Genomic DNA, 12,997 nt, shown 5'->3' with positions numbered 1-12,997 from the left:
AGGAGGGCCTCCCTGTAAGGGGGCCTCCGGGGCGGGTCAGACGTTGATGGCCGGACGGTCGGTGGTATCGGCGCGGTTGATCTCGATCCGGCGTGGTTTGGCCTTCTCCGCGACCGGGATGCTCAAACGCAGCACGCCGTCGCGGTAATCGGCGCGAATGGCGTCGGTGTCGAGGTTCTCACCCAGGAACAACTGGCGGGAGAACACTCCGCGGCTGCGTTCGGCAGCGAGCATCGGCCGGGCTTGATCCAGTTGCGGGCGTGCGGCTTTCACGGTCACCACATTGCGTTCGACGTCGAGGTCCAGGGAGTCCGGGTCGATGCCCGGAAGGTCGAATTCGACGAAGAACTCATCGCCCTCGCGCCAGGCGTCCATCGGCATCGGCGCCGGACGCGCCGGGGTACCGAACACCTGCTGGGTCAGGCGATCCAGGTCACGGAAGGGATCGGTACGCATCAGCATGGTCGCCACCTCCAACTCACTCCATTCTCGATCGAAGGAAACTCAGATAACCTCTGTCATCTGACAGAGATAATATTTAGCACTCGCCTTCATCGAGTGCAAGTGGAACCGAGAGGTAATCTTTGGGGAGTTGGTTATGAGCAGAGAACGGGAGACTGGGCGGATGCCAGGACAGGAACAGGGTCATCTACCCGGGGCCGGGCAGGCGGTGTACGCGATCTCGGTGGCCGCCGAGCTCGCCGGCGTCGGAGTGCAGACCCTGCGCCTCTACGAACAGCACGGACTGATCGCCCCGGTCCGCAGCGACGGCGGCACCCGCCGCTACAGCGGCGACGACCTGGCCCGCCTGGCTCGTATCACCGCCCTGGCCGGAAAAGGGGTCAATCTGGCCGGGATCGCCCGCATCCTCGACCTCGAAGACGCCAATGCCGCGTTGCGCGAGAGCAACGATGCCCTCACCGCCGAGCGGTCACGCCGCCCGCCTCCGGGGACGCGTCCGGCTTGACAAGGGCATCGATCGCAGCGCATGAACCGTCCGGGGCCGGCCCGCGCCACCCGGGCCCACGACGATTCCCCGGCCGCCGGGTTCCGGGTCAGCGCTGCGCGCGCCCGTCGAGGGTCCGCTGCACAGTGGTGTCGAGGGCTACCCACGAAGGCCTCGCCGCAGCCCGGGTCCGCGGGCAACGGCTCGGTCGGCCACCGGCCATGAGCGAGGAACAGATCCGGCGGACCCGCCCTTCGCTCACGCGACGCGACAGGTCCGTGTCCTCGATCGCGCGGCTACGCAGGCTCTCCCGAACCGCGCTGTACAAGATGTGCCCGAACTGGGGCACGCTTCACCGGTCCGGTGACAGGCGGGGGCGGCAGTGCCCGGGAGTTGATCGCGCGCCTGTGTGATGATCTGCGGGGGCTGCTTCGCCTTCGGTCCGAAGGTCACAGTGACTGGATGCACCGTCGAGCCGATGGCGTCCGAGAAGCCGACCGTGTACCGAGCGCGCCGCCGCGGAGGGTAACGCTGGAGTCGCGGCTGCCCAGCATGCGGATGAACTCACCGCCGGCCCACCTCGCACACCTGTCCGGGCTGCGCGCACACCGCTCACCGACCTGTCGCATATGCCGCCGCTGGGGGATCTCTACGACCGAGCCCACCGCGGTGAACTCGACGACTACGACCTGACCGATATGCTGCGCGGGCTGCAACGCCGATACGGCCCTTACCAGGTCGAAGATCTCAATGCGTGGTACGCGCCCCCGCGGGTCCGGGAGGACGGCAGCTTCCCGACCAGTGTGCGGACCTGCGCGCCGAGCTCATCGCGCAGAGTCGGTTACTCCACTCGTCTGTTCACCCGCCGATATTCCGGTCAGCGGGACGACTTGTTATCAAGGGGTGACGAGCGTCGGGTCCGTCGTGAGCCGGACACCGTCGGCGACCAGATAACGGTCGCAGTGGTCCGACCAGTCGAGGTTGCCGCGCATCCACGATCGCATCCCGGAAACGTAATCGTCGAGGGCGGCGATCTCGGCCGCTTCGAGGCCGAGCCAGGTCGACGCGAGCTGCTCCAATTCGTCGCCGACCCGGAAGAACTCGATCATCTGCTCGGCGACCCGGCTGTACACCGCGTCGACCGCGTCCTGCAAGTTGTCGAGGCCACGTTCTTTGGCGAGCACCAGCACACCGTTGGTGGTTTCGCCCGCGGCGAGCTCTTTGGACAGCGACACCACATCGTTGACCCAGACGACCACATCCGCGGACCGGTTGAACATTGTGTGCAGCTGCTCGGTTTCGTGCAGCAGCGGCGAGACCTCGCGGTCCACCGCGACCTCCAGCAGATCCAATGAGGGCGTGATGCCCCCGGAAACGCGACGGAGCTGCGTGTAGCCGAGCAGACTCGGCGTGTGCTTGCGCGCCCGGTTGATGCCCTCGTACTTGAACGCTGTGACGAAATGGATCATGTGCTGGGTGAAGCGCATTCGCCAAAACGGGCTGCGGTCGGCCGCCGGCGCCGACCACACCTGGGCCAGGAGAGCATCGAGACGGGAGGCCGGTGCGGGTGCGGCGCTGCCGTCCGGGGTCAGTGTCCGCACCATTCCGGCGACCGCCGCGTCGTAGCCGCCGACCGGGTTGTCGTAGCAGTCATCGATCACGAACGCCCAGGTGAACCACCCCGCGACTGCGTGGATGCGGGCCGGGTCGATGCGTGGATAGGACCGGGCGACGAGTTCGCCGAGGTGGGTGCGGGCGAGCCGCTCCCGGGACCGGGCGTTGTCGAGGAGGCGGAATTCTTCTGCCCAGTCGAGGATCGCCTGCTCGATTGGCCGGTCACTCGAATCGACGTGCGCAGCGATCCGGATCATCGCCGTGACCGAGCTGACCAGGATCGGACTCAGCGGTGGGGCCCGAGGTGGATTCGGGGTGCCACAGGTATGCGTTTCATGGCCGGCCGCGGATGGCGGACTGCGCTGTTACTGCGGCATGGTGACCAGAGCCAGATCGCCGGTAGCCGTCGGCGGCGGTCCGGGTGGTCGGTCGCCGATCGGTGTGGTGTCGGGTTGCCGCGGGATCGGGGACCGGCGGCGCGGTGGAATTCCTGTACCTCTATCGCGCATTCTCGAGGTTGTCGGTGATGCGGGACGTCCACCGTGGGTCGTGCATAGTGCTGCTGGACTGGGGGTTTCGCGGGATCGCATGTTTACTCGATCATGGCCACGTGAGTGAGGATGTCGGATATGTTGGACTCGGTCGACGAGCGTGACGGCACCGTTCATGGATGGCTGCTCGCAGGGTTGCCCGCGTGTAATCGGATGCTGGCGGTGCGGATACGTTCAGCATTGCGGTGTCGGCATTGCCCTGGGAAGCCCGGTACGTTCTCGAGAAAAGGTAGGGCGAATTTCGATGGATCTCTATAAGCCGGTTCGTGGCAACGAACGAGTACAGCTACGGTTTCCCTGGCTACCGCTTCGCATGTGGAAGGGGACCATCCCGCGGTCGGTGAGAAACCATGACTGGGCGACCCGCAGGTACATGCTCGACTTCGCTGGTTGGGGTCGCGTACATGCCATTGAGATCGGCGAGTGGGAGTCTTCGGTAGGTAAGGGGATCGGCCTATGGCAGAGTGTCGCAGGCTCCGTGTTGTCCCCTGATACGGGAGAGGCGCTGCGCGTAGCAGGAGACAGACGCGACATCCGCGTACAAACACATGGGTGGCGGCTGCGTCTTTGACGACGGGTTCGGCTCGTCTCCGGTAACGGTCGATCGGGCCGCGAGTGGGTAGTCCGTTCAAGCAGAGGCGCTGGTGTTCTCGTACGAGGTGGTATGTCCGGTATCAGTAGCTGTCCCAGTCGGTGAGCAGGCCCGCGATGACAGCGAGCGTCGACGCTACTGAAAGCGTTGCGAACTGGTTCGGTGGCATCGCACCGTACGGAACCGTCGCGGCGGCCTCTCCGGTCCGATTGCCCTGCCCATTCCGATTGCCCTGCCCATGGGGATAGTGGTCACCCGTGCCTCGTTGTTTCCGAGCCGCAGGTGCTCGGTTCGGGCGGTTGGCATCCACTGTTGCGATCGGCGTGGTGCAGATCGCGGCATCAGCGTGCGAGGCGTCCTGGTCTGCGTTCTCGATCGTCACGTAGGCCTCTGGTCTTGATAGCGTCGGCGAATGCTTTGGTGGAGGCAAGTTTTGGATGGGATTCGTAGGCTGCATTCGAGCCGGGCGAGAATTCCGGCGCCTGCCAGTGCCAGTTCTTCCGAAGATATCAGGCCGGTGTAGGAGCCGGTGTAGGATTCGGCGAGCAACACACACGTGCGATGTGAGGCTACGCGGATCACTGCAGCCGGAAAAGTGCGTTGCACCGCGCTCTTCAGTTCGCGGCCTGTCGGCCACTGATCGGATGAACCGGGCGTGGGGGTGTCGAGTCTGTTGCCGCGCAGTTCGAGGCAGGCGATTCCGATTGTGGCTACCTCGTCGTCGCCGGCGACATCGAGGAGAAGATTGCGGCATTCGATCCAGGCGTCCAGGGGCGGTATGGGCACGCGCATCACAAGTTCGGGCAGGTTGTTGTCGGTGATGCGGGCGGCCGCAATCGCTTTGTCGCCGACTTCGAGCGCGAGGGATTTCATGTAAGCGCCGTAAGAGCTGCGAGGAGTTCTTGCCGGCGAGTGCCCGGATACTGGGTCGTGCGGAGATCGTCTCGGTACGGGGTCTCGGGCAGTTGTCGGTTGTATTCGGAGATTGCTTCCATTGCGGGCGGCTCTGCACCTCTCCAAAATAGTTACGTCTCGTAACGTATCGTAGGAGTGTGATCTCCGGGCCGTCAACCGAGCGCCGCTCGAGATTCTCTGGCTTCGCGGAGAGCGGTGACCACGACCCGCCAACGGCGAGGCGCACTGCCGGTCCTCCCATAGCGTCCATCGTCCGGTGACGTCGATGTCGAACACCGCGCCAGACCTATCCGACTGCGAGGTCGTAGCCGGCGAAGGGCAGTCGCCGTTTTTCCGGAATTGGTCATAACAGCCGCATGAGGTCGCCGATTCGGTAACCGGCGGACAACGATATTGCGCACTGTGACCAGGTGGGTGTCGGAATGGACAAAATTTTCCGAGGGCGGATATGTGCGGGTAATGGGAGAGTAGAACATTAGAAGTGCGACCATCCGAGATCGGCACGCGTAGCATCCTTCGAGGGTGATCGCAGATGCCGGCGCCGTTGATTCACCGGGCCGCTGTCGAGGCATTGCTCGCCGATGACGGCGGTTGGCGGCTGCGACACAGCCGGCTCGCGGCAATGGAGTGGGGCAGCAGCGAATTCCTGGGTGAAGTCGAGATCATCGCCGAGCATGTACTGGTCGTATCGGATGGACTGCTCTACGCCGCGGAACTGAGTGAACCCGTGCGGAAGCGATCCGCCCGCCGGGTACCGCCGGAGATCCGGCTGTACTACCTGGCAACGCCGCCCCGATTGTTCGACACCATCGTCGATCGGGTTGCCGCCTCGACCTTGGTTGCTGCGGTTGCAGCGGTGGACAGTCGGCTCGGCCCGGATCTGGTGTTCCCGCCACCGCTCGACACTGCGCTGCGCCGAATGCTGGATGCAGAGCCGGTAATGCGTCTGGATCCCACGGGAAGGAGATGAACGATGAGTGACAAAACGGCGCGTGAGGAAGCGATCGAAAAGGAAGAGGAACATCGCGAAGAGGAGCGTCAGCGGCTCGAAGAAGAGGAGAAGCGCCGTCTCCAGTAGCGCGAGACGGGGCGATACATGCACCTGGTGCTGACCGCTCGGTGCGCCCGATACGAAGTCCTGTCCGAGATCCCGGCGGCTATCGAGATGTTGTGGGGGCCTGGATCGGTGGGCTTTCGGGAAAAGTGACCGGTAGTGCGACCAGAGAACGGTGGAACGGGCCCGGACGCCACCGCAGGTCCGCTTCCGGCACCGCCAATTCCATTTCTGGAAGGGCATCCAGCAGCTGATCGATGGCATCCTGGACGATCAGCATCGCCATCGGTTGCGCGGGGCAGGCATGCGGTCCGGCGCCGAAGGCCAGATGCGACCGATTGTCGGTGACGTTTCCGGATCGGACGGCCGGATCGTTGTTGCAGGCGGCCATACTGATCAGCACCGGTTGATGCGCGGGCAGCCAGACCTCGTCGACCAGAATCGGCTGACGCGGATACCGGATGCAGTAGTTCGCCATCGGTGGGTTGTTGAACAGCACTTCGTCGAGAGCATCACGGGTCGACAGGCTACCGTCGAGCATATTGCCCCCGAACCGTTCATCGGTCAGCATGAGCAACAGGGTGTTGACGATCAGGTTCTGCGGAGGTTCGATACCGGCCGCGTACAGCAGCGCCAGATGACACACCATCTCTTCGTCGTTCAGGCGCGCCGGATGCGTGACCAGTCGGCTGGTCACGTCGTCCCCCGGCTCGCTGCGTTTGATCCGAGTCAGTTCTTCCAGGGCGTCGAGGATCATCCGGTTGCCGTTCGCGGCATCGACGGTATCGAAGACCGCCGCCATCCCGGCCGCGGCACGGTGGCCGATATCGGCAGGGCAGCCGAGGACCGCGTTCAGTGTGGCGAAGACGATGGGCAGCGCGTACTGGCCGACTATGTCGCAGTGGCCGTCCGCGCAGAAGGTGTTGATCAGCGGCGCTGCGAGCCGCTCGACGGTGGCGTGCAACCGATGCAGATCGACCTGGCCGAGGGCGGCCGCGGTAGCGGACCGGAAGCGCGTGTGTTCGCTACCCCCGCTGTGTAGCGGATTGGGATACCACTCCATCATCGGGCGGATCGGACAGTCGGCGGGAATGCTCTGCTCCCAGGTCCGCGGGTCGGAGGAGAAGCGATCCGGATCGTTGAGGATCGGTAGTGCGGTGTGATACCCGATGACCAGTGTCGCGGGAACTCCGGGCGCCAGCTCCACGGGGACCAGCGAACCGAACCGGCGGCGCATTTCGCGATGTGTCCGATGCGGGTCCGTCGCGTACTCCTCGGTGTACAGCGAGATTCGGCGGCCGGCGAAGTCCGGCGGCATACCAGCTGATCGTGAAGTGCTTTCGATTCTCAATGCCCACCATTCTCGTATTGCTGTACGCAGACCGTCTGCCACCTGGGAGTGAGGGGGCACAGTATCGGGAATGCGGTGGTTCGCGCAGGGTGAAGCATTGCCACCTCCGGTGAACCGCCATCGCCGATCGGGCTCGCCCGGACAGGTGCGCCGAAACGTGGTCGGCCGTCGCCGGGGCCGGACCATTACCACCGCGCCGGGACAGCCGGTAGCAATTCTCTGGCGAATCGATTCGGTCGGCAGCGGACCGCGGGCCACGCGGGCGGGTAATGGCCCGCTCCTGCCCGGCATCGCACCGGTCTTCGCCGCTATGGGGAGCCAAGCGGGACTCCGACGGGGTGTGTCCGAACCCTGGGTCGGCGCGTCGAGCGGTTGTACCCTCGCTTCTGGACGCGGGCGAGCTGGCCCGCCTCGGTGAGATCGACTCACCGCGGGCTCGGGCGGCCGCGCTCGACGAGGGGCTGGACGTCCTCACCGGCTTGTGGTCAGGCGATCCAGTGGAACATCACGGTGCGCGCTACACCGTCGACGGCCTGCGGTTTCTGCCACGACCGCGACAGCGTCCCCGTATTCCGATCTGGGTGGCCGCCCAGTCGATTCGAGAAGCACCGCTGCGCCGCGCGGCGCGTTACGACGGGCTGTGCCCGGAGGCCGGTCCGGAAGATTTGCAGGAGATGTTGAAGGTGATCCGGCGCTACCGCTGTGACTCGGCCGGGTTCGAGGTCGCTGTCGCGGGCCCGACCGGAGCTGATCCGGGTGAGTATCGCCGTGCCGGTGCGACCTGGTGGCTGACCGCACTTCCCGAGATCACCACCCGCGCGCAAGCGCACGCCACCGTCGAGCAGGGGCCCCCGCGGCACTGAGTGGTGGATGACTCCCTCACCGTGCCGACCTTTTCGCCCCGCGTCGGATGAGCCGGATGTCTTCTCGCCCGGTCGATGCCACCTGCAGTGCCCCGCTGGAAGGCGAACAGGCGCTGCGCGGCTCAGCCGCACGCGGCCCGGCGGCTGCGCCAGTAGCCGGTGAACGGGACAGCGGATTTGCCGAAACCCCGGTCGCGCACCAGATAACGGCGTATTCCGGCGGCGAGTTGCTGCTCGCCCGCGAAGGAAGCGTAGATATTCCGGCCGGGGAGCTGGGCGCCGCACACCGCTTCGGTGGCCGACGCGCCGATTCTGCGGGTGGAGGTGTTGCAGGTCGAGGTCCGCTCCGCCGACACCGTGCCCGCCGATACGATCAATCCGGTCGCGGTCGAGTCGATGCGTGCGGCCGGGATCGATATCACCGCGGCGACCCCGCGTCCGCCTCCACTTCTCGATCGCGGGCAGACCGGCATCGGTCGGTTCACCGGCCGCGATCACCAGCGCGTCCAACGCCGGCTCACGGGTAGTGTCGCCGCTCGTGACTTCGACTCTGCATACCCAGCGTCTTGTCCTCGAGCGCTACGTCCCGGAGGATGAGGAAGGCTTCGTCGCTTTGTTTCAGGACACGAGGGTGTCTCGCTGGATGGGTGACGGCCCGTCTTCCGAAGCGGCCGACCGGGCCCTGTTCGGCCGGGTCTTCACCAAGGTTTATGCGGACGATCTGTTCGACGTCTGGGCCGTTCGTCGGGACGGACGCCTGGTCGGGCATGCCGAGATCAAGCCGACCGACGCGGTCGAGGGCTACGAGATCATCTACGCGCTGACCCCACAGGTGTGGGGATGCGGTTCGGGCGTCGAGTTGGCAGAAGCGCTCGTCGCCTACGGTTTCCACACCCTGGGACTGACCGAGGTGCACGCCACCGTGGCCGCGTCGAACAAGGCTTCGCTGCATGTTCTGAGCAAAGTCGGTTTCGAGCGTATCCGGGACATCACAGAAAACGATGGCAGTACCACTCTGCTGACGACCCGGTCGATCAATGACAGCTCACCCAGCGATCGATAGCAAGAACGCATCAGCCAAACCCGCCACGTCGCCTGATTTCGCCGAATACTACGACGACCGAAAACGGTGTCACCGTCGCGCACGAACCGGTGGCCGCCGCCGGCATCGAGCAGGTTGCCCGGCAACGTGGAAACCCGGGAACTCGCGACGCCCGGAGTTCCGCGGCGGGTCCGCAGCCGGATGTAAAGGCGGTGCCGGAGTAGGTGCGTCGGAACGAGAGCGGTCACGTGCCGGCCTTCGATTCCGCCATCGGTTTCCGAACGGGTCACTCTCGGCGAGGGCGCAGCCTTCCATACCTTTCAGCCTCGGTGGAGGACGCCCGCGATCTCGCGCGCGGTGACCTTCGCGAGTTCGACGAAGAACGGCACCCGCTCGTCGATCATCAGCTCGACCGGCCCGCGTAGCCCGAGGGCGAACTGGACCTTTCCCGGCTCATCACCTATCGGTACGCCGATGGTCCGGAATCCGGGCACGAGCTCTTCGTCGTTGAACGCGTAACCGCGTTCCCGCGTGTGAACGAGCACCTTGCCGAGCTCGATCGGCCCGGAAACCGAACGTGCGGTGCCACTGTCGTAGGGCAACTCGGTCAAGTCGTCCTCGCCGGCCCGCGCCCAGGCCAAGAGCACCTTGCCGAGTGCGCTGGCATGGAGGGGGAGTCGGAGGCCTTGCAGTTCGTGGCCGTCCGCTTCGCGCCAGCTGCTGGTTCCCAGCAGTACGGCATCGTTACCGTGCCGCGCGGCGATGGAAGCTTTCGCGCCCGTGAGCGACGCCAGCTCCTCGAGATGCGGTTCGGCGAGGTGGATTCGGTGCTGCCGATAGGCGATTTGACCGTACTCGGCCAGCGCGGTCCCCAATCGGTATCGGCTGGGTGAGTCCACTCTGTCCAGAAAGCCTGCCTCGACAAGGGCGGAGAGCAGGCGATGGGTCGTGCTCACCGGCAGGTCCAGCCGCCGGCCGATCTCGGAGACGCCGAGGTCTTCGCCGTTGCGGAAGCAGGCGAGGACGGACAGAGCGCGGGTGACGGACTGGAGTTGGCCAGTGGCTGAGGAAGTGGACTCCACGTGCTGACGCTAGCACGAGACGGGAGCGGTCCGGGCGCAATCCTTTCCATAATATGGAAAGGGTCGATCCATTCGATTCGATCTCGCTGGCCCTGCCGATGCCCAGTATCCAGGTTGTATATCTGCTGCGGCGAACGAGCATACATTCCGTCGTCGAGTCAAGCTTTCCTTTCAGTGGAATGGTAAGGGTGGGCACCTCCACTGCGGCCGCATAGCTTCCTCGTGTACCCCGCCATCTCTCGACCAGGAGCCGACACGATGCGTTCCCACCGCCGACTACCTCGAGTGCGCGCCGCTCTCGCGATCCTCCCCGTCGTTGCGTTGGTTGCCACCGCGTGTGGCTCCGGCGGAGCGGGTTCGGACGCGGCGGGATCGGGTGGCGAACCCACCTTCATCCTCAAGGTCACCGACGAGGGCAATTCCGGTCCGCTCGCAGTTGCCAAGCGCGACGGTACTTTCGACGAAGCGCTCGCCCCGTTGGGCGCGAAGATCGAGTGGGTCAAGGCTCCGCCGTCGTTCAGCGCGAACCTCAAGCTGTTCAACGCAGGCGAGCTCGATGTTTCCGGTGGCGCCTACAGCCCGGTCGTCGGAGCGCTCTCGAAGGATGTCGGCGTGCGAATCATCGCGGTGGCCGACCCGGTGGATCAGGATCAGGCCGGCATCATCGCCTCGCCGGACTCGGGTATCCGGAAGGTCGAGGACCTGGTCGGCAAGCGAATCGCGGTCAATCCGGCAGGGAAGGGCGAGTACATCACGCTGAAGGCGCTGGAGCAGGCGGGGATTCCCGCGGACCGGGTCCAGCGGGTTCCGCTGCAGATATCGGATGCCGCCTCTGCCTTCTCCACCGGTCAGGTCGACGCGTGGGCGTCGTTCAATGATCCGTACGCGGAAGCCAAGGCCCGGGGGGCCGTCGAGATCGCGACCGAGGCCACCGTCGGATCGACGGACAATACGATCGTCGCTTTCCGCACCGAGGTGCTCGAAACGCGGCCCGACGTCGCCGCGAAGTACCTCGAGACGCTGCAGCAACTGGTCGAGCGTCAGCGGTCCGACCCGGCGGATTTCGAGAACGTGTTCGAGGAAGCTGGCCCGCGAGCGCTGTCCGGTGAACGACTCGAGCGGGCCATCGACCTCGGGCGCCGGGCGACGGTGCCGCACTACCCGACTGCCGAGGACGCGGCCGACCTGCAAGGGGTGGCGGATCTGTTCTACAGCAACGGTGTGATCACCCGGGCCGTCACCGCGGCGGATGTCTTCTATCCGCTCGAGGAGAAGCTCGCCGCCGCCGGGAGCCGGCCCGCACCGACCACCGGGAAATGAGATGGCTGTCGTGACGACACCGCGCGTGAAGGGTGGACCCGGTCGGAGCATCGGGAATCCCGACCTGGAGGTGCCGCGATACCGGGCCGGCCGTCGCCGGCCCCGGTGGGCGTCGATCCCGCTGCGCTTTCTCGTACCCGCCCTGCTCGTCGCGGTGTGGTGGATCGGCTCGGCGACCGGTGCGATCCCCGAGGAGATCCTCGCCGGGCCGCCGAAGGTGTGGACGGCTTTCTCGGAGTTGTACCGGACCGGCCAGCTCGTCGATTTCTCGATCGCCTCGTTCGAACGCGCCGCCCTCGGAGTGTTGTTCGGGGTCGTGACCGGATTGATCCTGGGTGTCCTGTCCGGGTTGTCCAGCCTCGGTGAGGAACTCGTGGACTCCACGATGCAGATCAACCGGGCGGTTCCGTTCCTCGCGTTGGTTCCCCTCTTCATCGCCTGGTTCGGTATCGACGAGACATTCAAGGTACTGCTGATCGCGTTCGCCACGGTCGGGCCGATGTACGCCTATACCTATCTCGGCGTCCGCAACGTAGATCGCAAGGTGGTCGAAGCGGCGCGGAGCTTCGGATCGACGGGCCCGCGCCTGGTGTTCGAGGTGATCCTCCCCTCGGCACTGCCCGGGGTGCTGATGGCACTGCGGATATGCCTTTCCATCGCGATCACCGGCCTGATCGCGGCAGAGCAGGTGGGAACCCGGGAAGGGATCGGCTACCTGGTGACCCTCGCGCAGGAATACAACCGCACCGACTACATGGTGCTCTGTGTGGTGCTGTACGCGGTGCTGGGCCTGATCTTCGACGGAGTGGTCCGGATCATCGAACGCTTCGCGATGCCGTGGCGCGGACAGGTGGCTGCCCGATGAGTCCCGAAGCGCCCTTACCTCCGTTGTCGACCCGCAGCCGGAGCGCCGCGTCGGCAACCGCCCGCAGAGAAGGCGAACCGGTGGCGGTGTCGATCACCGGGCTGCACAAGAAGTTCGGTGACAAGACAGTTCTCGACGGAATCGACCTGGAGATCCGCCGTGGCGAGTTCGTCGTGCTCCTCGGCCCGTCCGGAACCGGGAAGACCACCCTGCTGCGGTTGCTGACCGGGCTCGAGAAGTCGGACGGAGGACAGATTCTCGTACCGTCCCGCCGGACTACCGTCTACCAGGAGCCGCGACTGATCCCGTCGAAGCGGGTTCTCGGCAATGTCACCATCGGGCAGCGCCGCACCGCCGAGACGAAGGAGCGCGCCGGTCGCGCGCTGGCCGAGGTCAACCTCGAGAGCAAGGCGCGCCGGTGGCCGGCGACGCTGTCCGGTGGCGAGGCACAGCGGGTGGCGCTGGCCCGGGCACTGGTTCGTGAACCGGAACTGCTGCTGCTCGACGAGCCGTTCGCGGCTCTCGACGCGCTGACCCGGCTCCAGATGCAGGATCTGGTCGGTGATCTCGTCGCGCGGCACCGGCCGGCGGTGCTGCTGGTGACCCACGATGTCGACGAAGCGGTCCGGCTGGCCGATCGGGTGCTGATCCTCAACGAGGGCCGGTTCGCCGTCGATACCGATATCGACCTCGCCCGCCCCCGGGACCGCACCGATCCCGAGTCGTTGCGGTATCGCGCGGCTTTCCTGGCCGAGCTGGGCGTCGGCCGCACACCCGCCCCCACGACCACCTGAAGGAGCAT

The 12,997-nt window shown here is 65.7% G+C and carries 14 protein-coding genes; 7 read left to right on the top strand and 7 right to left on the bottom strand.

Going from position 1 to position 12,997, the window contains the following annotated elements; all coding sequences use genetic code 11:
• Positions 1–36: 36 nt before the first annotated feature.
• Positions 37–477: an Hsp20/alpha crystallin family protein gene (locus ACWCPQ_RS06340; protein WP_449895428.1), complete on the bottom strand. Its 441-nt coding sequence runs from the start codon at positions 475–477 to the stop codon at positions 37–39.
• A 148-nt stretch (positions 478–625) separates the two neighbouring features.
• Here ACWCPQ_RS06340 and ACWCPQ_RS06335 point away from each other — a divergent pair, with 148 nt between their 5' ends.
• Positions 626–967 carry a MerR family transcriptional regulator gene (locus tag ACWCPQ_RS06335; RefSeq protein WP_449895426.1) on the top strand — a complete coding sequence of 114 codons (342 nt, stop codon included), beginning with the start codon at positions 626–628 and terminating at the stop codon, positions 965–967.
• Positions 968–1,842: 875 nt separating this feature from the next.
• Here ACWCPQ_RS06335 and ACWCPQ_RS06330 read toward each other — a convergent pair.
• The 3 genes from ACWCPQ_RS06330 to ACWCPQ_RS06320 form a co-directional block, all read right to left on the bottom strand.
• Positions 1,843–2,817: a terpene synthase family protein gene (locus ACWCPQ_RS06330; RefSeq protein WP_449895424.1), complete on the bottom strand. Its 975-nt coding sequence runs from the start codon at positions 2,815–2,817 to the stop codon at positions 1,843–1,845.
• A 968-nt stretch (positions 2,818–3,785) separates the two neighbouring features.
• A complete protein-coding gene (locus tag ACWCPQ_RS06325) occupies positions 3,786–4,085 on the bottom strand; it encodes a hypothetical protein (protein WP_449895422.1) in 300 nt (99 codons plus the stop codon).
• Positions 4,082–4,576, bottom strand: a complete 495-nt coding sequence (locus ACWCPQ_RS06320; RefSeq protein ID WP_449895420.1) for a hypothetical protein — start codon at positions 4,574–4,576, stop codon at positions 4,082–4,084. Before ACWCPQ_RS06320 ends, ACWCPQ_RS06325 begins: the two co-directional genes overlap by 4 nt.
• A 574-nt stretch (positions 4,577–5,150) precedes the next feature.
• Between ACWCPQ_RS06320 and ACWCPQ_RS06315 the strand changes: the two genes are divergently transcribed.
• Positions 5,151–5,588, top strand: a complete 438-nt coding sequence (locus tag ACWCPQ_RS06315) for a glucose-6-phosphate dehydrogenase (RefSeq protein ID WP_449895418.1) — start codon at positions 5,151–5,153, stop codon at positions 5,586–5,588.
• Between the two features lie 187 nt (positions 5,589–5,775).
• Here the strand turns inward: ACWCPQ_RS06315 and ACWCPQ_RS06310 are convergent, their stop codons facing one another.
• On the bottom strand, positions 5,776–6,990 hold the full coding sequence (locus ACWCPQ_RS06310) for a cytochrome P450 (RefSeq protein ID WP_449895416.1): 1,215 nt from the start codon (positions 6,988–6,990) through the stop codon (positions 5,776–5,778).
• Between the two features lie 302 nt (positions 6,991–7,292).
• Here ACWCPQ_RS06310 and ACWCPQ_RS06305 point away from each other — a divergent pair, with 302 nt between their 5' ends.
• The gene (locus ACWCPQ_RS06305; RefSeq protein WP_449895415.1) at positions 7,293–7,886 is read left to right on the top strand and encodes an LLM class flavin-dependent oxidoreductase; all 594 of its coding nucleotides are present in this window, start codon (positions 7,293–7,295) and stop codon (positions 7,884–7,886) included.
• 122 nt (positions 7,887–8,008) lie between these two features.
• On the opposite strand, the gene ACWCPQ_RS06300 is transcribed toward ACWCPQ_RS06305, so the two are convergent.
• Complete coding sequence (locus ACWCPQ_RS06300; protein ID WP_449895413.1) at positions 8,009–8,308, bottom strand: SIP domain-containing protein; 300 nt, start codon at positions 8,306–8,308, stop codon at positions 8,009–8,011.
• A gap of 116 nt (positions 8,309–8,424) precedes the next feature.
• Between ACWCPQ_RS06300 and ACWCPQ_RS06295 the strand changes: the two genes are divergently transcribed.
• The gene (locus ACWCPQ_RS06295; protein ID WP_449895411.1) at positions 8,425–8,949 is read left to right on the top strand and encodes a GNAT family N-acetyltransferase; all 525 of its coding nucleotides are present in this window, start codon (positions 8,425–8,427) and stop codon (positions 8,947–8,949) included.
• 299 nt (positions 8,950–9,248) lie between these two features.
• Here ACWCPQ_RS06295 and ACWCPQ_RS06290 read toward each other — a convergent pair whose 3' ends face one another.
• The gene (locus ACWCPQ_RS06290; protein WP_449895409.1) at positions 9,249–10,010 is read right to left on the bottom strand and encodes an IclR family transcriptional regulator; all 762 of its coding nucleotides are present in this window, start codon (positions 10,008–10,010) and stop codon (positions 9,249–9,251) included.
• 258 nt (positions 10,011–10,268) lie between these two features.
• On the opposite strand from ACWCPQ_RS06290, the gene ACWCPQ_RS06285 reads away from it, so the two are divergent.
• The 3 genes from ACWCPQ_RS06285 to ACWCPQ_RS06275 are packed head-to-tail and all read left to right on the top strand — an operon-like array spanning position 10,269 to position 12,989.
• Positions 10,269–11,330 carry an NrtA/SsuA/CpmA family ABC transporter substrate-binding protein gene (locus ACWCPQ_RS06285; RefSeq protein ID WP_449895407.1) on the top strand — a complete coding sequence of 354 codons (1,062 nt, stop codon included), beginning with the start codon at positions 10,269–10,271 and terminating at the stop codon, positions 11,328–11,330.
• Between the two features lies 1 nt (position 11,331).
• The gene (locus tag ACWCPQ_RS06280) at positions 11,332–12,195 is read left to right on the top strand and encodes an ABC transporter permease (protein WP_449895405.1); all 864 of its coding nucleotides are present in this window, start codon (positions 11,332–11,334) and stop codon (positions 12,193–12,195) included.
• Positions 12,192–12,989, top strand: a complete 798-nt coding sequence (locus ACWCPQ_RS06275) for an ABC transporter ATP-binding protein (protein ID WP_449895403.1) — start codon at positions 12,192–12,194, stop codon at positions 12,987–12,989. Before ACWCPQ_RS06280 ends, ACWCPQ_RS06275 begins: the two co-directional genes overlap by 4 nt.
• The last annotated feature ends 8 nt before the right edge of the window (positions 12,990–12,997 follow it).

The sequence above is a fragment of the Nocardia sp. NPDC001965 genome, from assembly GCF_053594175.1.
The sequence above is the reverse complement of the archived record's forward strand: the minus strand, read 5'-3'. Positions and strand labels throughout refer to the sequence as shown.